The following is a 19,141-nucleotide window of genomic DNA, read 5'->3' as shown; positions in this document are numbered from 1 at the left end:
TTCTATAGCCGCTGACTTGAGCCATCACTGTTGTTAGGCGCAAGGAAAGTTATTATTCATGCCTTCCTGAGCCCGTTTGCGGCGGCTTGATTTGACGTAGATGGTCTCTGCGCCCGCAGTAGGCTTTTTTGTAAGCTGTTATTCCCTCTTGTAGATCAGTGGCTTCCTGACTAAAAATATCAGAGTTCCGAGTATTTCCGGAAAAATTTTAATCAAATTATGCAAGATGCATGTTGTAATGAAACTGTCATAGAAAGGGATTATGTGGCCTCGTGAGAGAAGGGATAAGCATTTCGCTTTGTCTCGTTATACGTAGAAAAAGTGTCGCGGAGTTTGGCTCATAATGTCACTTGGTAACTATCTAAAAGGACTGTTCGCCGCTGGCCTTGTCGCAACGATGGCTAGCGCAGTGCAGGCAGAAACAAGACTGATTGGTTCTGGTGCAAGCTTTCCATTCCCGATCTACTCCACATGGTTTCAAGACTTCAGCTCGAAGCATCCTGATGAATCCGTCGATTACCAATCCAAAGGCAGCGGTGCAGGTATTCAGGATCTGATCAATGGTACCGTTGATTTTGCAGGCAGTGATGCTGCAATGACGGATGAGCAAATCGCGCAAGTTGAAAATGGCGTAGTTCTGCTGCCGATGACGGCTGGTGAAATCGTGCTTGCTTTCAATGTACCCGGCGTTGAGGACCTGCAACTGTCTCGCGATGCTTACAGTGACATCTTCGAGGGCAAGATTGAAAACTGGAATGATCCAGCGATCGCTGCAACAAATGAAGGCGTCGAATTACCAGACCTGCCAATAACTGTTGTCCGCCGTGCAGATAGCTCTGGCACGACCTATGTGTTCACGCGCCATCTGGCTGCTGTTGACCCTTCATTTTCTGAGGAAGTGGGTGTTGGTACAACGGTCCAGTGGCCACAAAACAACCGGTTCGTTGCAGCACCTCAAAACGAAGGCGTAACGGCAATGATTACGCAGACACCTGGTTCAATCGGTTACGTGGAGTACGGTTTTGCCAAACTGACCAACACCAAGTCTGCAGTTTTGGAGAACAAGTCCGGTAACTTCGTTGCAGCTGGTGATGAAGCTGGCATGGCCGCTCTTGCAGGCGCTGACATGTCTGGTGATGACCTGCGCGTTTGGATCGACGATGCAAATGGCGAAAATTCCTATCCGATCGCAACCTTCACCTGGCTCATGTTCTACAAACAATATGAGGACCCTGCGAAAGCGCAGTTGGCGAAAGAGGTCATTGAGTATGGCTTGACCGACGGGCAGGCAATGGCTTCCGATCTGGGATATATCCCGCTCCCGGAAACTGTCGTGTCGCGCGTTCGCGAAGCTGCGCAGGAAATCAACTAAGCCGCGCAGCAACAATTCTTGAGGTTGAGAGTCCGGGGAGCATACGGCCCCTCGGAGTCTCACGGTGACCGCTCTGGCTTACTTGCCAGTTAAGGGAATGAGAGATGATGAAGTCCGTTATGTCTGGCGCGAAAAACGACGATGAATTCTCACCGTCTGCACCCAGCTTCTACGATGTACTTTCCGACCGTGGGGTGCGCTGGATTGCTTTTGGCGCTGGCGGTATTGTTGTTTTTCTCGGCCTTTACATCATCTTTGAAATTGCCTCGGCGGCCTCGCCTGCAATCAAAGAATACGGACTTCGCTTTTTTGTCGATACCAGATGGGATGTCTCTCGGCAGGAGTTCGGAATCCTCGCTGAAATCTGGGGGACGCTTTACAGCTCGCTGCTTGCGCTTTTGATTGGCGGTAGCTTTGGCGTTGGCATCGCCCTGTTTCTATCTCAAGGGTACCTGCCGAACCGCCTGTCGCAAATATTCCGTTTGGTCGTCGAGATGCTGGCAGCCATTCCCAGTGTGGTTTATGGCCTCTGGGGTATCTACGTCGTTATTCCTGCCCTAAGGCCAGTTGCAGCCTGGCTGCACGAGTATTTCGGTTTCATTCCGCTGTTCAGTACGTCACTGAGCGGTCCGGGGCTTGCGCCTGCTGTTATCGTGCTGTCCATCATGATCCTGCCAACAGTTGCGGCTATTTCACAAGATGCCTTTGCACAAGTACCGCAAAAAGTGAAAGAGGCTGCTTATGGCATGGGCGCAACGCGCAAACAGGCCATTTTGAAGGTCATTCTTCCAACCGCATCGAGCGGAGTAATGGGAGCGATTGTGCTTGGTTTCGGTCGCGCCCTTGGTGAGACCATGGCGCTTGCCATGCTGATTGGTAATGTCAATCAGGTCAGTCTCTCTTTGTTTGCACCCGCCAAAACCCTCGCGTCTCTCCTTGCCTCAAACTTCCCGGAAGCAGGGCAGGTGGAGCTAGCGGCCCTGATGTACGCGGCCCTTGCATTGCTATTCATCACAGTAGTGGTCAACGCAATTGGCGCTTACATCATGAGCCTCTCCAAAAAGCAGGAGGCGATCTGATATGGCTGGAATGCAGAATTTGGAACAAACCCAAGTCTTTAATCTTGCTCGCAAGCCGTACAATCGGGATACGCTCGTCAATTATATCTTCACCGGAACGCTCTTCGGTGTTGCGGTTATCGGCGCAATCCCGCTCTTTTCTGTCCTTTACATGCTGATTACCAGAGGGAGCTCACGTCTCAACTGGGATCTGTTCACCCAACTACCTCCGGCAGGTTTCATGAGTGGTGGAGGTATTGGCAATGCGATCGTCGGTACGCTTGTTATGATCGCAATTGCTTGCCTGTTCAGCGTTCCGCTTGGGGTTATGGGCGGTGTGTTGACCGGGTCGCTGGCACCCAAAAGCCGTACTGCAAGGACGGTTCGGTTTATTGCCAAGGTGATGTCAGGTTTCCCGTCAATCCTTGCCGGTGTGTTTGTGTATGCCTTGCTTGTTGTCGGTCTGGGCACTTATTCAGCTCTGGCTGGCGGCATCGCACTGGCTATTCTGATGCTGCCGATTATTCTGCTTACATCAGAACAAGCTGTATCCATGGTGCCCCAGCGCATGAAAGATGCTGCCTTTGGCATGGGCTGCACGCATGGACAGGTGGTAACAAAGGTCGTGCTTCCTACAGCTATGCCTGCCATATTGACGGGCATCATGCTGTCCATCGCCCGTGCGGCAGGTGAATCCGCACCGCTGCTCTTCACGGCGCTGTTCAGCAACTTCTGGATACGCGGCCTCATTGAGCCAACCGCTTCCCTTTCTATTCTTATCTATAACTTTTCTGGGATGCCGTTTCCAAACCAGATTGAACTGGCGTGGGCCGGATCGCTTGTCCTTGTGCTGATTGTCTTCGCTTTTAACGTGCTCAGTCGCATTATTGGCAGACCGAGGTACTAGGTATGTGGAGAGCTACAATGAACATGAATGCTTCGGTCGCACGCCTTAACGACAGCGTGGGGGACGAGACCCAAAGGAATGAGGCAGAAGTGGCGATCGATGCCAAGATCAACAGCATCTATTACGGAAAGTTTCGCGCTGTTCGAGACAGTCATGTGCCTATTCGTAAAGGTGAGATAACTGGTTTTATTGGCCCGTCTGGTTGTGGCAAGAGTACAGTGCTGCGCAGCTTGAACCGTATGAACGACTTGATCCCGATCTTCAAAATGGACGGCGACGTGCATTTCATGGGGCAAGACATCTATGCACCTTCCATTGATCCAGTGCTTGTACGCCGTCATATTGGGATGGTTTTCCAGCAACCGAACCCGTTCGCCATGAGCATCTACGATAATGTTGCCTTCGGTCTTAGGATCAACCGTTTCAAAGGTGATATGGATGAGCGCGTGGAAGGCGCACTGCGTCAGGCTGCGCTTTGGGATGAGGTTAAAGACAAGCTAAAGCAAAGCGGTCTGGCTCTTTCCGGCGGGCAGCAACAACGTCTTTGTATCGCCCGTGCAGTGGCTCCTGGACCAACTGTGCTCCTGATGGATGAGCCGTGTTCCGCGCTGGACCCTATCGCTACACGTAAGATCGAGAACCTGATGCACGACTTGAAAGAGCATTACACGGTCGCAATCGTGACCCACAATATGCAACAGGCTCAGCGCGTGGCTGATACAACAGCCTTCTTCTCGGTGGACATCTCCGACGGCCAAAGATGCGGTCATTTGGTCGAAATGGGCAGGACCAACGAGCTGTTCGAGAATCCTCGCGAAGAACTAACCCGCAAATACATTCGCGGTGAGTTTAGTTAGGTTCTTAAAGCAGTGAGTGCCTTGGTCTTGTTGGTCAAAGTGTTTAGTCGGTAAGGACACTTGCTACGATGGTTGGGCGGTGTATCTGACGGCGACGTTTTCTCGTGGTGTTCTTCTGTTATTGGCATCTGGCTTTTGTCAGGAGCAAACTCCACTTAGAACACCCTCTCAAATTTCCCATAACACATCTGCACGTAGCGACCGTTCGGTTTTGCCTCTGCTTTGCCGCAGGCTCTGGTAACCTGAGTGGAGTATTCGCTCGGATGCAAATTGAGTTTCTTGCCTCTGATGGGAGGCGTAAGAGAGCAGCGAATTTGCTCGATAAGGCTATTATGCTTTGTGGGGATAAGGATATGGTACGCCCAAGGGGAATCGAACCCCTGTTTCCGCCGTGAAAGGGCGGCGTCCTAACCGCTAGACGATGGGCGCACTAAACAGCATTTGCGCAATGTGGCGCGCTGTGTGAGGAGGCTTATAGGTTTTCACTAGGATATTGTCCAGTGTTTAAAATTTTATAATTCAAACAATCCACAAATATGAAACTGTCCAGATCTATTCCCAATTTCCGTTTGTTTTCAGCGCCTCAAGTCAGGGCGAGGCGCTGAATCGTTGGTGCTGCGATTACCAGCTGCCGGTGTTGCCCATGGAGAGCCATGGCTCTGCAGGTTTCAGGCTGGTGCCCTTTTGTAGAAGTTCGATCGAGATACCATCCGGAGATACGATGAAAGCCATGCGACCATCACGAGGTGGACGATTGATTGTGATGCCTGCTGCCTGAAGCTTCTCGCAAGTCTCGTAGATATCATCGACCTCATAGGCGAGGTGGCCGAAGTTGCGACCGCCGGTGTATTCTTCCGGGTCCCAGTTGTAGGTCAGTTCAAGACCCGGGGTTGCCGTTGTCTTGAAGCTCTCCTTGTCTTCAGGGGCTGCGAGGAAGACAAGTGTATAGCGGCCTGCTTCGCTGTCATGGCGGCGGACTTCTTCCAGGCCAAAGATGGTGCAGTAGAAGTTCAGGGATGCGTCAAGATCCTTAACGCGAACCATGGTGTGTAGATAACGCATGTCGAACTCTTTCTTTTTGGGGATCAGCTCTTCGAGTAGAGAACCCGCAGAGGTTGAAACTGATAGAAGCTAACGTGAAAAATGCGGATATGGAAGGGTTCCTAGTATTCCTGCAATTGGAATATGCAAGCTGTACCTGCCAATAATGTGTATCTTGTGGCGGCGCGAGGTTTTGAAAGTAACTCATGGATCCATTGGGCAAAATCTTCAGTAGTGTTAGCTATACCCCCTCCAAACTTCAGGTAAATGGTGTTGATAGGACAACACTAACCAAATCAATGGGGGATCATTTAGCTCTTTGTTAATTTTTTACCTTTTTGCCGTCGGGCGTAATGATATTCTTTTTGTGGAATCAAGTGGTGTTCGGTTTTGATCGGACGGTACATTTCAGATGCGGCAAATTTCGGGGCATTCATCATGGTGGTAAAAACGGCGCCTCAGGTAGGCTCTGTCGAGGACCTGGTTGACGATACAGCCTTAGATGTTCTTCAGGTGGCAGGAACAATCAAGTGGTTTGATATTGGTAAGGGCTATGGTTTTGTAGAGCCGGAAGACGATCTGCCAGACGTCTTGTTGCATGTCACATGTTTACGCAGAGATGGGTACCAGACTGCCTATGAGGGCGCGCGCGTTGTTTGCGAAGTGCTCAACCGTCCTCGTGGCCTGCAGGCGATGCGTATTCTTTCCATGGACGAGAGTTATGCGGTTCACCCCTCTCAGTTACCACCATCGCGTACGCATGTTCAGGTGACACCGGAAGGCAACTTTATTGAAGCTGAAGTGAAGTGGTTTAATCGTGTCAAAGGGTTTGGGTTCCTGACGCGCGGTGAGGGCACGGAAGATATCTTTATTCATATGGAAACCCTGCGCCGCTTTGGTATTACAGAATTGCGACCGGGACAGAAGGTTCAGGTGCGGTTTGGTGATGGGCCAAAGGGTAAGATGGCTGCCGAGGTTCGGCCACTGGGGAGTGGGGCTCACATTCCGGCATCGCACTGACAATGGTCGGAGGATTTTCGGATCACATTCCTGAGATTGGCTGATTTTAAGCCCTTGGTGACTTGCCAAGGGTTTTTCTTTGGCTCAATACTGATGAAAAAGAAGTGCAGGGCGCTATATGACGGTTTTTCGAATTGCCATTATCTTTCTGATGTTAGGTGTGACATCAGCGTTTGCGGCGGGTATGAGAACAGAAACACTTGAAGTGCGCAGTGCCAGTGGCTCGCATGAGTTTCGGGTTGAGATTGCTGAAACGGCAGCTGAACGCGCTCAGGGACTCATGGGGCGCACAGATTTGACACCTGATGACGGCATGCTCTTCATCTTTCCGCAGTCTGGCCTGCAGTATTTCTGGATGAGGAACACACCGAGCTCGCTGGATATTATTTTTATCGGGGCTGATTACATAGTCAGAAGCATTGCCGCCAACACTGTTCCGTACTCAGAAGAGGTTATTTCCTCTGAAGTGCCAGCCAAGTATGTGCTGGAGGTACTGGCGGGCCGGGCAGCTGAGTTGGGTATCAAACCCGGCGACCGTGTTATCCGTATACCGTAATTGCGTTTTGCCGACTGGCTTATTCAGTCGGCATGAGTGTTTGCAAGGCTATTTTTGAACTGGAGTTTTTTCTCCCAATCCAGTGCGTGTTTTACGATGGTTGGAAGGTCATGAAACTGTGGTTTCCAGTCCAGATTACTCATGATCTTTGCGTTATCTGCCACGACTTTTGGAGAGTCGCCTGCGCGCCGTGGCTCATGTTTGACTTCAAAGTCAACTCCCGATACCGCTTTCACCGCGTCAATCACCTGCAATACTGAATAGCCGTCGCCGTAACCTGCATTCATTACAATGCTGTCGCCGCCATCCCGTAGGCGTTTGAGAGCAAGGTAGTGGGCGCTGGCAAGGTCTGAGACGTGGATGTAATCGCGCACTCCGGTGCCGTCGGGCGTATCGAAATCATCGCCAAAAACGCCAAGATGGGTGCGCTTGCCAAGTGCGGCTTCGCTGGCCACTTTGATCAGGTGTGTGGCAGTTTTCGTTGATTGCCCTGTCCGGCCTTCCGGGTCAGCCCCTGCGACATTGAAATAGCGCAGGGCTGTATATTTGAAGTCATGGGCTGCGGCGGTATCACGCAGCATAAGTTCCGTCATGAGCTTCGAGGTTCCGTAAGGACTTAAGGGGCTTAGGGGGGTGTCTTCAGAAACTGGAATAACTTCTGGATCGCCGTAGACGGCCGCGGTGGACGAAAAGATGAAGTGCTTGATGCCGTTCTTGACGCAGGCCTCAATCAATACGCGTGAGGCCGCAGTGTTATTCTCATAATATTTCAATGGGTTAGATACTGATTCTGGCACGATAATTGAGCCAGCAAAGTGGATGACCGCAGAAATGTCGTGGTTGCCGAAAATGGTCTGGAGGAGATCTAGATCAGTGATCTCGCCGTGATAAAGTTGTGCCGATTGCGGGATCGCCCAATCAAAGCCAGTGGACAGGTTGTCGATGACGACAAAATCCTCTCCGGCATCGTCAAGGCACCATGCCATGTGGCTTCCGATATATCCGCAGCCGCCTGTTACAAGTATGGTCATTGTCTGCTCCGAGACTCTCAATTTTGATATGCTTCATAGAGCGCTTGCAAACTGAACTCTATGAAAAAGAAGCATTCCGGATCAATTGCCCGCAATAATTTGGCGGTTTTTTGCTGCCTGAACTTCGAGGAATATGCGCCCGATCAGGGGCTGAGCGCGTTTGATGGTATCTTCCAGCGAGAAGATGACTTCTTCGACGGCACCTGCAGTGAGCGCATCTTCAAAGTCCAGCGAGGCGGCTAGGAGGACGTCATTTGGGCCAATATGAAGCGTTCGGATTTCGTTGACGCCAGTGACGGCTGCTGGTGCCAGCAGGATCTCCCGTACGGAGGCAACAAGCTCGTCTGAGGCGCTTTCGCCGATGAGTAGGCCTTTGGTCTCCAGTGCCAGCACGAACGCGGTACCTGCTAGAATGAGGCCGATGACAACGGAGGCTGCGCCGTCCAGCCATACAATGCCGAAGGTTTGTGCGCCGTAGATGCCAGCAAGGGCAACAAGTAGGCCAAGCATTGCGGCGGTGTCTTCAAACAGGACTGTGAAAACAGTTGGGTCTTTGCTGTCGCGTACAGCTGCTAAAAATGGTCGTGCGCCCTTTGTTTTTTTGAACTCTTTATAGGCGACGGTCCAGGCCCAGCCCTCAAAGACGATAGCGAGACCTAGGACGACGTAGGCGATCGCTGCGGATTGGATTGGGTGGGGGTGAATGATCTTCTGGATGCCTTCATAAAGTGAGATGCCTGCGCCAACGGCGAAGATCATGATGGCAACGACGAAAGCCCAAAAGTAAATTTCCGAGCCATAACCAAAAGGGTGTTTTTTGTCAGCAGGCTTTTCCGCGCGTTTCATTCCAAGGAGCAGGAGTCCCTGATTTCCGGTGTCGACAAGGGAATGGATACCTTCGGACATCATGGCGGCGGACCCGGTGTAGGCTGCGGCGGCAAATTTGGTGATTGCAATGAGTGTGTTGCCGGCAAGGGCGGCGAAAATTACTTTTTTGGAGCCGTGGGCAGCCATTCGAATCCTCCATAAAATACAATGGAGACTCTACGAAGGGGGCAGGAGACTGCAAGCTCTATCTCATATGGGAGGTGGCGCGCCCACAAATGCTGCGGGCACATGCCGGTTTCAGGAATGCATCTCGATCAGGGAGAAGATGCCGTCTGCAACGAACTGAACAGATAGTGCTGCGAGGATCACGCCGAAGAGGCGGGTGATGATCAGCTGCACCGTTGAGCCGAGCAGCTTGTCGATGCGTGTTGCCAGAAGAAACACGAAGAAGCTGATTACCAGAACAAACAGGAGCACTGCGATCAGGCCGACCTGACCGGTAACGCCAGGTGCCTGGCCTGCAAGAAGAATGATTGCAGAGATTGTCGCAGGACCTGCAATGAGCGGAATTGCAAGCGGGAAGACAGCTGTCTGTGAAAGGTCTTCCTGCTCAACTACTTTCTCGGCGCTTTCAGCTTTACGTTTCTGGCGGTGCTCGAAGACCATCTCCACCGCGATGATGAAGAGCAAAAGGCCGCCAGCAACCTGGAATGCCGCTTGAGAAATGCCGAGAACATTCAGAAGCTGACGTCCGGCGAAGAAGAATGCCATGAGCGTTATGCCGGAGATGATCACGGCTTTGGTCGCAATCTGGCGTCGCTCGGTGCTGGTGGCACCGGCGGTAACGGCCAAAAAGACGGGTGCCAGACCGATCGGATCAATCGTGACAAACAGCATGGCAAATGCATTGATAAGGAACTCAATGAGCATCGCGCTTTACCTTGTAAATGGGGTGGTTCTGCTTGCGGGTATATTGACTCGCAGTTTTGCAGGTGTTGAATGGGCGCTAACAGACAATGTTGTATTTGGCAAGAGTGTGATAGTTTTTTGCACCACCTGCAACTGATGTGGTATTTTTATGTAGTTGAGCGATGCTTTTGAGCAACGATACTGCGTATAAGGCTCTAATGAATAGCTGCGGATAAGAGCCTCAGGTAAGGTAGTTGTTATTAGCTGTCTTTTGAGGTCTTATGGCGTTTGGTTCTCCCGTTTGAATCGGCTATAACGAATAAGAATTCTGACTTAAAATTGATGAGAATAATCCTTGGCAGATCAGGACTTAAGTACACCACCAGGTGGCCTACCCAGCGACATTCGGCCCGTCTCTATCACAGATGAAATGAAGCGCAGCTATCTCGATTATGCGATGAGCGTGATCGTGAGCCGTGCGCTTCCCGATGTTCGTGATGGTTTGAAGCCGGTTCACCGCCGTATTCTGTATTCCATGCATGAAAACGGATACGAGTGGAACAAGCCCTACCGTAAATCCGCCCGCGTAGTTGGTGACGTGATGGGTAAATATCACCCTCATGGTGATAGTGCGATTTACGATGCTCTTGTTCGAATGGCGCAGGATTTTTCCATGCGCCTGCCGCTCATTAACGGACAAGGTAACTTTGGCTCCGTCGACGGCGATCGAGCAGCAGCGATGCGCTATACCGAGTGCCGCCTTGAAAAAGTTGCCCAGACGCAGCTGTCGGATATCGATAAAGATACCGTGAACTTTAACGAGAACTACGATGGCTCTGAAACAGAACCTGAAGTTCTCCCGGCACGTTATCCGAACCTTCTGGTAAACGGTGCCGGTGGTATCGCGGTTGGTATGGCGACCAACATTCCACCACATAACATGGGTGAGGTGATTGACGGCACGATCGCAATGATCGAGCGTCCTGAAATTACTTTGCCAGAGCTGATGGAAATCATCCCGGGTCCGGATTTCCCGACCGGTGGTATCATTCTTGGTCGCGCTGGTATTAAGTCAGCATATGAGACCGGACGTGGTTCCGTTCTTATGCGCAGCCGGGTTGAGACTGAAGAAATTCGCTCAGGCCGTATGGCTTTGATTGTTACTGAGATCCCTTATCAGGTGAATAAGTCCTCTATGATCGAGAAGATCGCAGAGCTTGTTCGTGAAAAGCGGATCGAGGGCATCTCTGACATCCGCGATGAATCTGATCGTCGTGGCATGCGCGTTGTTATCGAGTTGAAGCGTGATGCTGTTCCGGATGTTATCCTGAATCAGCTCTATCGCTACTCCCAGCTTCAGCAGAGCTTTGGCTGTAACGTAGTCGCCTTGAATGGTGGTCGCCCTGAGCAGCTTATCTTGAAGGACATGCTCAAAGCCTTTATCGCGTTCCGTGAAGAGGTTATTGGCCGCCGTACACGCTTCCTGCTGTCTAAAGCACGCGATCGTGCGCATGTTCTGGTTGGTCTGGCTGTTGCAACTGCAAACATTGATGATGTTATCCATCTGATCCGGACGGCTCCGGACCCGGCGACAGCGCGTCGCCAGCTGATGGAACGCAACTGGCCGGCAAAAGACATTGAGCCGCTTATTCAGTTGATCGATGATCCGCGTTACGCCATTCAGGAAGACGGGACCTTCAAGCTTTCTGAAGATCAGGCCCGCGCTATTCTTGATCTTCGTCTGCAGCGTCTGACGGCTCTGGGCCGCGATGAAATTGGCGATGAACTTGATAAGCTTGCTACTGAAATCAAAGACTACCTTGATATTCTGCGTAGCCGTGAGCGTATCTTGGAGATCGTTCGCACTGAGCTGGAAGAAGTTCGTGATGAATTTGCGACACCGCGCCGGACCGAAATCACCGATGGTGGCGGCGATCTGGATGATGAAGACTTGATCCAGCGTGAAGATATGGTCGTGACCGTGTCTCACACCGGCTACATCAAGCGTGTGCCTCTGGATACATACCGCGCGCAGCGTCGTGGTGGTAAGGGCCGTTCTGGCATGCGGACAAAGGACGAGGATTTCGTAACACGTCTGTTTGTTGCCAATACGCATACGCCGGTTCTGTTCTTCTCGTCCCGCGGTATTGCCTACAAGATGAAAGTCTGGCGTCTGCCGCTCGCGAGCCCGCAGGCACGCGGGAATGCGCTGGTTAACATGCTGCCATTGGAGCAGGGTGAACGTATCACTTCTATCCTCCCACTTCCTGAAAACGAAGAGACCTGGGCAGAGTTGGATGTGATGTTTGCTACCAAGCGTGGCACCATCCGCCGGAACAAGCTTTCAGACTTTGCGCAAATCAACAAGAACGGCAAGATCGCCATGAAGTTGGACGAGGGCGATGGTATCGTCAACGTGATGACTTCAACGGAAGATGATGATGTTCTGCTGACGACTGCGGCGGGTATGTGTATTCGCTTCCCGTCAACGGATGTTCGTGTGTTCTCTGGCCGTAACTCGGTTGGTGTGCGGGGGATCAATCTTGCCGAGGGTGATCACGTCATCTCCATGACGATCTTGGGTCACTTCGAATGTGATTCAGAAGAGCGAACCGCATATCTGAAACTTTCCCGTGCTATGCGCGGTGAAGACGTCAACGGGGATACCTCCTTCGAAGAGGCTGGCATCTCTGAAGAGCGCTTTAAAGAGATGGATGAGAGTGAGGAAGTCATTCTTACCGTTTCTGAAAAGGGTTATGGCAAGCGCACGAGCTCCTACGAATACCGTACCACCGGCCGTGGTGGTAAGGGTATCGCGGCGATGACTGTGAACAATCGTAATGGCCGTCTGGTTGCTTCCTTCCGCAGTGAAGCAAGCGATGAGATTATGCTGGTGACTGATGGTGGTCAGCTGATCCGCTGTCCGGTCAATGGCATCCGGATTGCTGGGCGTTCGACACAGGGTGTGATTGTGTTTAACACCTCTGCAGACGAGCAGGTTGTTGCAGTGGAGCGTATTAGCGAAGCTGACGATGACGAGAATGCGGAAGCAGAAGGTGTAGCCGAGGCCGGCGGAGATGCCACTGAAACTACCTCTGAGAGTGGCGAGGCTCCGGCACCGGAGGGTGACGGCGGCGAGCCATCAGGCACTGAGTAAATAAGAGAAAGGGAGCCTCGTGCTCCCTTTTTTGTGTTAAGGGGTGCGAAGTTCCCATCCAGAATTTATCGCGCCACTGCCTTATTCAAATGCCAAAGCCCGAACTATCGCGTCTCCGGGATCTCTGATGTCTTGTTCAACGAATTTTTCTGGAAGTAGAAATGACCTACCAAATCCTGCAGGAGGCTCCAAACCTCGAGGACTATCTTCGGTTGCGCCGTGTTGCCGGGTTAAGCCGGTTTTCTGAAGAGGGTGCACGCAAGGGTTTAGCGGCTACCATCTTTGGCGTTTGTGTTGTGAATGACGGACGTGTTGTGGGTATGGGCAGACTCATCGGAGATGGAGGCTGCTTCTATCAGTTGGTGGATATTGCGGTTGATCCAGACCATCAAGGCAAAGGTCTGGGGCAAAAAATCATGGCGGCACTCAATGATTATCTTGATCGGATTAAAGAGCGTCCGATCTATGTGAGCCTTATTGCTGATGTGCCTGCGAACAAGCTCTATAAAAAGTACGGGTTTGAGGAAACAGCTCCGGATTCCGTCGGAATGGCGCGATTTTTGCGCTAATTACCTTTTTGAAAGCACGGGTCGACACGCAACCTGCGGGCGGCTTCCTCTCGCATCTCGGGGATGCTTTCGATCTCTTCGACAGATTGCCGGGGTATGCTTGCCAGAATTAACTTGAAACTCAAAGCGATACTGGGTTCAATCGCGCAAACGCCCGAGAGGTAAGCGTCATGACTGATGCTTATGGGGAGAGGCATTTGGTGACGCGAGAGATTATATGAAGCGTATTGCACTTTATCCGGGGTCTTTTGATCCTATGACACATGGCCATCTGGACATTCTTGAGCAGTCATTGGTTTTGGCTGATGAAGTAGTTGTGGCTATTGGTGTTCAGGCATCCAAGGCGCCTTTGTTTTCCTTTGAAGAGCGCGTTGAACTGATCCGCCTTGCTTGTGAAGAGCAGTTTGGAGTGGAAAGTGCTGCGCGTATTCGCACTGTTTCCTTTACTGGGCTGGTGGTGGATGCGGCGCGGGAGCACGGGTCTAACATTCTGGTGCGCGGCCTTCGTGACTCGACGGATCTGAACTATGAAATGCAAATGGCGGGAATGAACGGGGCGATGGCGCCTGACATCAAAACCGTGTTTTTCCCAAGTTCACCAGTGATGCGCCCAATTACGGCTACACTGGTGCGCCAGATTGCGAAGATGGGGGGAGATTACAGCTCATTTGTCCCCAAGTGTGTTGAGGATGCGCTCAAGAAGCGCTTTGGGATTGTTTAAAAAACAACGCAACAGAAAAGACTGCCTACTTGATAGAGTTAGACTTTTTTAGCGCGGCACGTTTATTTGCAATCACGCTTCAACGCCAAATATTGATTTTTACGCGTATCTTTTTTGAGAGCCTATTGGAGGTTTGGGAGGTACGCCCTGCATAAGACAAGGACAGACAACTTGCTACGTATTCTGACTGCATGTGCGATGGTTCTGGGCGCATTTATGATGCCATTTACCGCCAGCGCTCAAGACCTTGAAAACACGATTTATCTAGACCTGAAAGACGGGCGCGTTGAAATCGCACTGCGTCCCGATCTTGCACCTGAGCATGTTAAGCGCATTAAGGAGCTGACACGCGAAGGTTTTTACGATGGTATCGTCTTCCACCGTGTGATTGACGGCTTCATGGCGCAGACTGGTGATCCAACCGGTACTGGCATGGGTGGGTCCGAACTGCCGGATCTTGAGGCTGAGTTCTCTCAGGAACCATTCAAGCGCGGTACACTTGGCATGGCGCGTTCGCGCAGCCCTAACAGTGCAAACTCCCAGTTCTTCATCATGTTTAATGATGGTGACTGGCTGAATGGTCAGTACACCGTATTTGGTGAAGTGGTTTCCGGAATGGATGCTGTAGACAAGATTAAGCGGGGCGAACCTGTTCGTAACCCTGACAAAATCATCAAAATGCAGGTTGCGGCAGACGCCAAGTAAAGGCTATGTCTGCATCCAGACTTATTTAAAGATAAAGGACAGTCCCGTGGCTGATATCAAAGATCCAGAAAACACACTGCTGCTGGAAACTACTCAGGGTGACGTTGTTATTGAACTGCGTCCTGATCTGGCACCGAACCACGTTGCTCGCATTAAAGAGCTGGTTCGCGAAGGCTTTTACAACGGTATTGTGTTCCACCGTGTGATCGACGGTTTCATGGCTCAGACCGGTTGCCCACAGGGCACAGGTACCGGCGGCTCCGGCAAGAAGCTGAAGGCTGAGTTCAATGATGCGAAACACGTTCGCGGCACTTGTTCCATGGCTCGCTCTATGGATCCAAACTCCGGCGACAGCCAGTTCTTTATCTGCTTCGGCGATGCGTCCTGGCTCGACGGCCAGTACACCGTTTGGGGTCAGGTTGTTGAAGGTATGGACAACGTTGACAAGATCAAACGTGGTGAGCCTGTTTCCAACCCGGACAAGATCGTATCTTTGAAGGTTGCAGCTGACGCTTAATTGCAGGTGCAATGAGATTTTTAAGAGGGCCCGGCGGTTTGCCGGGCCTTTTTGTTTGGACAATGCAATTGGACACTGCGCCAACGTAAACAGGTTGACCTAAAACGCTTCAGAGGGTATCCCCCACTTGCTTCAAGCGTTTGGCTGCAGGACAGGTGACAGCAAGGCCCTTTCAGCAAAGGCGTTTTTGGCAACAATTCCAATAAGACAGCTCGTTCATGGCGACCACATTGTGTGCGGTGCTAAGGCGCTGTTTTGTATAGCTGGATACCCTATGCTGGTTGATGATTTCGATTTTGATCTGCCGCCGGAAAACATTGCGCTCCGCCCGGCAGTCCCGCGTGACAGTTCACGCTTGTTGGTGGTGCAGCCAGACGGTGAGCAATTGCTGACAGATGATCAGGTGCTGTCTCTGCCTGATCTTTTGGAGCCAGGTGATGCGCTCGTCTTCAACGACACAAAAGTAATTCCTGCTCAATTGCTCGGCTTTCGCACACGTGATGGTGTGACGGCAAAAGTTGGTGTGACGCTGCACCAGAGGGCCAGCACCAAAGAATGGCGTGCTTTCGTTCGTCCGGCAAAAAAGCTGAAGGTTGGCGATACTGTTCGCTTTGCTTTTGATGAAGAAAGCAAGGAGGCAGCGGAGCTTTCTGCCGTTGTGACGGAAAAGTCCGAGGCGGGCGATATTCTGTTTGAGTTTGACCGTTCTGCCGGTGATCTGGATGCTGCTATCGCGCAAGTGGGGCACATTCCCTTGCCGCCATACATCGCAGCCAAGCGGGCGGAAGATGATCAGGACCGCAAGGATTACCAGACCATCTACGCCAAACATGATGGCGCGGTCGCAGCGCCAACAGCTGGGTTGCATTTCACCGATCGGCTGTTTGATACTCTCAAGGAGCGCGGTGTTGAGAAGCACTTCGTGACGCTTCATGTGGGGGCGGGCACGTTTTTGCCGGTGAAGGCCGATCGCACTGAAGACCACAAGATGCACTATGAGTATGGTGAAATCAGTGAGGAAACGGCCGCAGCGCTTAACGCGGTGCGCGCGCGCGGAAACAAGATTGTTTCTGTGGGGACGACATCACTGCGTATCTTGGAAAGTGCAGTTACTGCGGATGGTGTGATTGCTCCGATCTCCCAGAGCACGGATATCTTTATTACACCGGGCTACCAATTCAAAGCCATTGATGCGCTGATGACCAACTTCCATCTGCCGCGCTCCACGCTGTTCATGCTTGTGAGTGCTCTGAGCGGGATCGATGAAATGCGCTCTGCTTATGAACATGCCATCAGCTCTGGCTACCGTTTTTACAGTTATGGGGACAGTTCTTTGCTGTTCAAGAAGGCTTCTAAATGACCGAAACACCTATTGATACACAGCAGGCAACCAAGCCATTTTCCTTCAAGCTGCTGAAAACAGATGGTATGGCGCGCCGTGGTGAGATTACGACACCGCATGGCAAGGTCCGTACACCTGCGTTCATGCCGGTTGGTACGCAGGCAACTGTAAAAGCAATGTATCCGCAGCAGGTGCGTGATCTGGGCGCTGATGTTGTGCTTGGTAACACCTACCACCTGATGCTGCGTCCGACAGCTGAGCGCATTGCCAAGCTTGGTGGTCTACACAAGTTCATGGGTTGGGATCACACTATTTTGACGGATTCTGGCGGGTTTCAGGTGATGTCTTTGTCTGGTCTGCGCAAGATGACGGAGGAAGGGGTGACCTTTTCCTCCCATCATGATGGCTCAAAGCATTTTATGAGCCCGGAACGTTCTGTTGAGATTCAAGGCCTGCTTGGCTCCGATATTCAGATGCAGCTGGATGAGTGCATTGCTCTACCTGCCCAGCGCGATGAAGTTGAACGTGCCATGCAGCTGTCTCTTCGTTGGGCGGAACGCTCCCGTGCTCAGTTTGAGAGAATGGGTGGGCCGGAAAAAGGGCAGGGCCTTTATGGTATTGTTCAGGGTGGCGATGTGCCGGATCTGCGCATTGAGTCTGCCCAGCGTCTTGGTGAACTTCCGATGGAAGGCTACTCTGTGGGCGGATTGGCTGTGGGGGAACCGCAGGCTGTGATGCTGAAGATGCTGGAAGTCACTACGCCAGCAATGCCGAAGGACAAGCCACGCTACCTGATGGGTGTTGGCACCCCAGAAGATATCCTGGAAAGTGTTGCACGAGGTATCGACCAGTTTGATTGTGTGATGCCAACGCGTGCCGGTCGCCATGGTTTGGCTTATACGCGCTTTGGCAAGGTAAACTTGAAGAATGCGCGACATGCTGAAGATCCACGTCCGCTGGATGAGGAATCCAATTGCGAGGCGACCTCCCAGCATTCCCGCGCTTACCTGCATCATCTGGTGCGTGTGAATGAAGGGTTGGCAGCCATGTTGCTGACCTGGAACAATCTTGCCTACTATCAGTACCTTATGCAGGGCATTCGCGATGCTATTGATGAAGGGCGCTTCGAGGAATTCCGTCAGCAGACCAAGGAAGACTGGGCTCGCGGCGATATTGAGCCCTACGTCTGGTCATAAGCTTCTGACCTTTGAGAATTTTGGAGGCTTGGGTGCGTACGTGCCCAAGCCTTTTTTATAGGCGCCAGAGGAGCACGTGCTCGGGTGTTTTCTCCCTTTCCAGCAGGCCATGCAGGTCAGCGACAAAGACCTTCTCTGCGCTCAAGTATTGTTCCATCACACTCCATGGGTCTTCCTCTTCGAAGAATGAATGGTGCGGAACAGCAAGGATGACCGCGTCACAGTCTCCGGGTGGGGCCTTCTGGTAAAGCTCTACGCCTAACTGCTCTTTGGTGTGTTGCGGATCGGCCAATGGGTCGACTGCGAAAATGCGGGCGCCAAAACGCTCCAGTTCCTTAATTAAGTCAATCGCTTTTGAGTTTCTGGTATCGGGTACATCGGCCTTATAGGTGACGCCCAAAACAGCAATACGCGGAGGCATGGGGCGGGCCAGCTTTACACATCCCTGAATGACTTCAGATGCAATGAAACGGCTCATGCCTTCATTAGTGCCTCTGCCGGCAAGGATCACCTGAGGTGAAAAGCCAAGCTGATGGGCCTTGTCGGTCAGATAGTAGGGGTCAACCCCGATGCAGTGTCCGCCAACCAGACCAGGATAAAAGGGGAGGAAATTCCACTTGGTCGAGGCACCTTCCAGAACATCACGGGTGTCAATATCCATGGCGTGGAACAGCATGGAAAGCTCGTTCATGAGGGCGATGTTTAAATCCCGCTGTGTGTTTTCAATCACCTTTGCAGCTTCGGCAACTTTGATTGAAGGGGCCTTGTAGATACCCGCTTTGACAATCTTGCCGTAAAGCTCTGCCAGCGTTTCCAGAGCCTCCTCAGAACTTGCAGATACGATTTTGAGCAGGTTGGAGAGCGTGTGTTTTTTGTCTCCGGGATTGATGCGTTCAGGCGAATAGCCGATCTGGAAGTCTTTCGCGAACCTTAGCCCGGACTCCCTTTGCAATAGCGGCACTGCGATTTCTTCCGTCGCGCCTGGATAGACCGTGGATTCGAAGACGACGATATCGTTGGGTTTCATGAAGGCACCAACGATCTTTGAGGCTTTCTTCAGGGGGCCGAGATCGGGGCGCTTGGAGATGTTAATGGGGGTGGGAACGGCGACGATGTGGATCCGCGCCTGTCTGATGTCGGGCGCGGAGTAGGTCAATGTCAGATTTGGAGAGGAAAGGTCTTCTTTCGTGACGGAGGCTGTTCGGTCCTTACCCTCGAGCAGCTCCTGAACCCGGTGACGATCGATATCATAACCGATGGTTTTGATGCCGGCTTTGGCGAGTGTGCACGCTACGGGCAGGCCTACATAACCAAGCCCGACAACTGAGACGATTTCTTCCATAAAACGACACCTT

The 19,141-nt window shown here is 51.9% G+C and carries 18 protein-coding genes and 1 tRNA gene; 13 read left to right on the top strand and 6 right to left on the bottom strand.

Translation table 11 applies throughout. The features are described from left to right. The first annotated feature begins 343 nt into the window (after window positions 1–343). The 4 genes from pstS (at window position 344) to pstB (ending at window position 4,194) form a co-directional block, all read left to right on the top strand. Window positions 344–1,372, top strand: coding sequence for a phosphate ABC transporter substrate-binding protein PstS (gene pstS / locus IE076_RS12460; RefSeq protein WP_189437126.1), 1,029 nt, complete (start codon window positions 344–346; stop codon window positions 1,370–1,372). Window positions 1,373–1,476: 104 nt separating this feature from the next. After that, on the top strand, window positions 1,477–2,451 hold the full coding sequence (pstC, locus tag IE076_RS12455) for a phosphate ABC transporter permease subunit PstC (protein WP_244649664.1): 975 nt from the start codon (window positions 1,477–1,479) through the stop codon (window positions 2,449–2,451). Window position 2,452: 1 nt separating this feature from the next. Then, the gene (gene pstA, locus IE076_RS12450) at window positions 2,453–3,337 is read left to right on the top strand and encodes a phosphate ABC transporter permease PstA (protein ID WP_209009071.1); all 885 of its coding nucleotides are present in this window, start codon (window positions 2,453–2,455) and stop codon (window positions 3,335–3,337) included. A 17-nt stretch (window positions 3,338–3,354) separates the two neighbouring features. Next, window positions 3,355–4,194: a phosphate ABC transporter ATP-binding protein PstB gene (gene pstB / locus IE076_RS12445; RefSeq protein ID WP_209009070.1), complete on the top strand. Its 840-nt coding sequence runs from the start codon at window positions 3,355–3,357 to the stop codon at window positions 4,192–4,194. Window positions 4,195–4,548: 354 nt separating this feature from the next. Here the strand turns inward: pstB and IE076_RS12440 are convergent. Continuing rightward, a tRNA-Glu gene (locus IE076_RS12440) sits at window positions 4,549–4,623 on the bottom strand. 192 nt (window positions 4,624–4,815) lie between these two features. After that, window positions 4,816–5,256, bottom strand: a complete 441-nt coding sequence (gene gloA, locus IE076_RS12435; protein WP_189437124.1) for a lactoylglutathione lyase — start codon at window positions 5,254–5,256, stop codon at window positions 4,816–4,818. A 417-nt stretch (window positions 5,257–5,673) separates the two neighbouring features. Here gloA and IE076_RS12430 point away from each other — a divergent pair, with 417 nt between their 5' ends. After that, entirely contained in the window at window positions 5,674–6,255 is a 582-nt protein-coding gene (locus IE076_RS12430) for a cold-shock protein (RefSeq protein ID WP_209009069.1), read from the top strand. A gap of 118 nt (window positions 6,256–6,373) precedes the next feature. Continuing rightward, window positions 6,374–6,811: a DUF192 domain-containing protein gene (locus tag IE076_RS12425; protein ID WP_209009068.1), complete on the top strand. Its 438-nt coding sequence runs from the start codon at window positions 6,374–6,376 to the stop codon at window positions 6,809–6,811. Between the two features lie 23 nt (window positions 6,812–6,834). Here IE076_RS12425 and galE read toward each other — a convergent pair whose 3' ends face one another. From galE to IE076_RS12410, 3 genes are all read right to left on the bottom strand, one after another. Then, window positions 6,835–7,842 carry a UDP-glucose 4-epimerase GalE gene (galE, locus tag IE076_RS12420; RefSeq protein WP_189437123.1) on the bottom strand — a complete coding sequence of 336 codons (1,008 nt, stop codon included), beginning with the start codon at window positions 7,840–7,842 and terminating at the stop codon, window positions 6,835–6,837. Between the two features lie 81 nt (window positions 7,843–7,923). Further along, on the bottom strand, window positions 7,924–8,856 hold the full coding sequence (locus tag IE076_RS12415) for a cation diffusion facilitator family transporter (protein ID WP_189437122.1): 933 nt from the start codon (window positions 8,854–8,856) through the stop codon (window positions 7,924–7,926). Window positions 8,857–8,967: 111 nt separating this feature from the next. Continuing rightward, window positions 8,968–9,600, bottom strand: coding sequence for a MarC family protein (locus tag IE076_RS12410; RefSeq protein WP_189437121.1), 633 nt, complete (start codon window positions 9,598–9,600; stop codon window positions 8,968–8,970). A 334-nt stretch (window positions 9,601–9,934) separates the two neighbouring features. On the opposite strand from IE076_RS12410, the gene gyrA reads away from it, so the two are divergent. The 7 genes from gyrA to tgt all read left to right on the top strand — a co-directional run bounded on the left by gyrA (window position 9,935) and on the right by tgt (window position 17,786). Further along, entirely contained in the window at window positions 9,935–12,736 is a 2,802-nt protein-coding gene (gyrA, locus tag IE076_RS12405) for a DNA gyrase subunit A (RefSeq protein ID WP_189437120.1), read from the top strand. A 161-nt stretch (window positions 12,737–12,897) separates the two neighbouring features. Beyond that, complete coding sequence (locus IE076_RS12400; RefSeq protein WP_189437119.1) at window positions 12,898–13,305, top strand: GNAT family N-acetyltransferase; 408 nt, start codon at window positions 12,898–12,900, stop codon at window positions 13,303–13,305. A 217-nt stretch (window positions 13,306–13,522) separates the two neighbouring features. Further along, on the top strand, window positions 13,523–14,026 hold the full coding sequence (gene coaD, locus IE076_RS12395; protein ID WP_189437118.1) for a pantetheine-phosphate adenylyltransferase: 504 nt from the start codon (window positions 13,523–13,525) through the stop codon (window positions 14,024–14,026). Between the two features lie 198 nt (window positions 14,027–14,224). After that, window positions 14,225–14,731 (top strand): peptidylprolyl isomerase, encoded by a 507-nt coding sequence (locus tag IE076_RS12390; RefSeq protein ID WP_189437429.1) that lies wholly within the window; start codon window positions 14,225–14,227, stop codon window positions 14,729–14,731. A gap of 55 nt (window positions 14,732–14,786) precedes the next feature. Next, entirely contained in the window at window positions 14,787–15,248 is a 462-nt protein-coding gene (locus tag IE076_RS12385) for a peptidylprolyl isomerase (protein WP_189437428.1), read from the top strand. 274 nt (window positions 15,249–15,522) lie between these two features. Then, entirely contained in the window at window positions 15,523–16,608 is a 1,086-nt protein-coding gene (gene queA, locus IE076_RS12380) for a tRNA preQ1(34) S-adenosylmethionine ribosyltransferase-isomerase QueA (RefSeq protein WP_189437117.1), read from the top strand. Continuing rightward, window positions 16,605–17,786 (top strand): tRNA guanosine(34) transglycosylase Tgt, encoded by a 1,182-nt coding sequence (gene tgt, locus IE076_RS12375; protein ID WP_189437116.1) that lies wholly within the window; start codon window positions 16,605–16,607, stop codon window positions 17,784–17,786. Before queA ends, tgt begins: the two co-directional genes overlap by 4 nt. 55 nt (window positions 17,787–17,841) lie before the next feature. Here the strand turns inward: tgt and IE076_RS12370 are convergent, their stop codons facing one another. Then, complete coding sequence (locus IE076_RS12370; RefSeq protein ID WP_189437115.1) at window positions 17,842–19,128, bottom strand: nucleotide sugar dehydrogenase; 1,287 nt, start codon at window positions 19,126–19,128, stop codon at window positions 17,842–17,844. Window positions 19,129–19,141 lie beyond the last annotated feature (13 nt).

It is taken from the genome of Pseudovibrio japonicus, assembly GCF_014651595.1.
In the GTDB taxonomy this organism is placed as follows: domain Bacteria; phylum Pseudomonadota; class Alphaproteobacteria; order Rhizobiales; family Stappiaceae; genus Pseudovibrio; species Pseudovibrio japonicus.
The sequence above is the reverse complement of the archived record's forward strand: the minus strand, read 5'-3'. Positions and strand labels throughout refer to the sequence as shown.

Excerpts from the sequence above, each read along its gene's own strand:
- IE076_RS12370 (WP_189437115.1), bottom strand. The coding sequence starts at position 19,128 with ATGGAAGAAATCGTCTCAGTTGTCGGGCTTGGTTATGTAGGCCTGCCC.
- IE076_RS12415 (WP_189437122.1), bottom strand. The coding sequence starts at position 8,856 with ATGGCTGCCCACGGCTCCAAAAAAGTAATTTTCGCCGCCCTTGCCGGC.
- pstS (WP_189437126.1), top strand. The coding sequence starts at position 344 with ATGTCACTTGGTAACTATCTAAAAGGACTGTTCGCCGCTGGCCTTGTC.
- coaD (WP_189437118.1), top strand. The coding sequence starts at position 13,523 with ATGAAGCGTATTGCACTTTATCCGGGGTCTTTTGATCCTATGACACAT.
- IE076_RS12390 (WP_189437429.1), top strand. The coding sequence starts at position 14,225 with ATGGTTCTGGGCGCATTTATGATGCCATTTACCGCCAGCGCTCAAGAC.
- pstB (WP_209009070.1), top strand. The coding sequence starts at position 3,355 with ATGAACATGAATGCTTCGGTCGCACGCCTTAACGACAGCGTGGGGGAC.
- galE (WP_189437123.1), bottom strand. The coding sequence starts at position 7,842 with ATGACCATACTTGTAACAGGCGGCTGCGGATATATCGGAAGCCACATG.
- queA (WP_189437117.1), top strand. The coding sequence starts at position 15,523 with ATGCTGGTTGATGATTTCGATTTTGATCTGCCGCCGGAAAACATTGCG.
- pstC (WP_244649664.1), top strand. The coding sequence starts at position 1,477 with ATGATGAAGTCCGTTATGTCTGGCGCGAAAAACGACGATGAATTCTCA.
- IE076_RS12410 (WP_189437121.1), bottom strand. The coding sequence starts at position 9,600 with ATGCTCATTGAGTTCCTTATCAATGCATTTGCCATGCTGTTTGTCACG.
- tgt (WP_189437116.1), top strand. The coding sequence starts at position 16,605 with ATGACCGAAACACCTATTGATACACAGCAGGCAACCAAGCCATTTTCC.
- gloA (WP_189437124.1), bottom strand. The coding sequence starts at position 5,256 with ATGCGTTATCTACACACCATGGTTCGCGTTAAGGATCTTGACGCATCC.
- IE076_RS12400 (WP_189437119.1), top strand. The coding sequence starts at position 12,898 with ATGACCTACCAAATCCTGCAGGAGGCTCCAAACCTCGAGGACTATCTT.
- IE076_RS12425 (WP_209009068.1), top strand. The coding sequence starts at position 6,374 with ATGACGGTTTTTCGAATTGCCATTATCTTTCTGATGTTAGGTGTGACA.
- pstA (WP_209009071.1), top strand. The coding sequence starts at position 2,453 with ATGGCTGGAATGCAGAATTTGGAACAAACCCAAGTCTTTAATCTTGCT.
- IE076_RS12430 (WP_209009069.1), top strand. The coding sequence starts at position 5,674 with ATGGTGGTAAAAACGGCGCCTCAGGTAGGCTCTGTCGAGGACCTGGTT.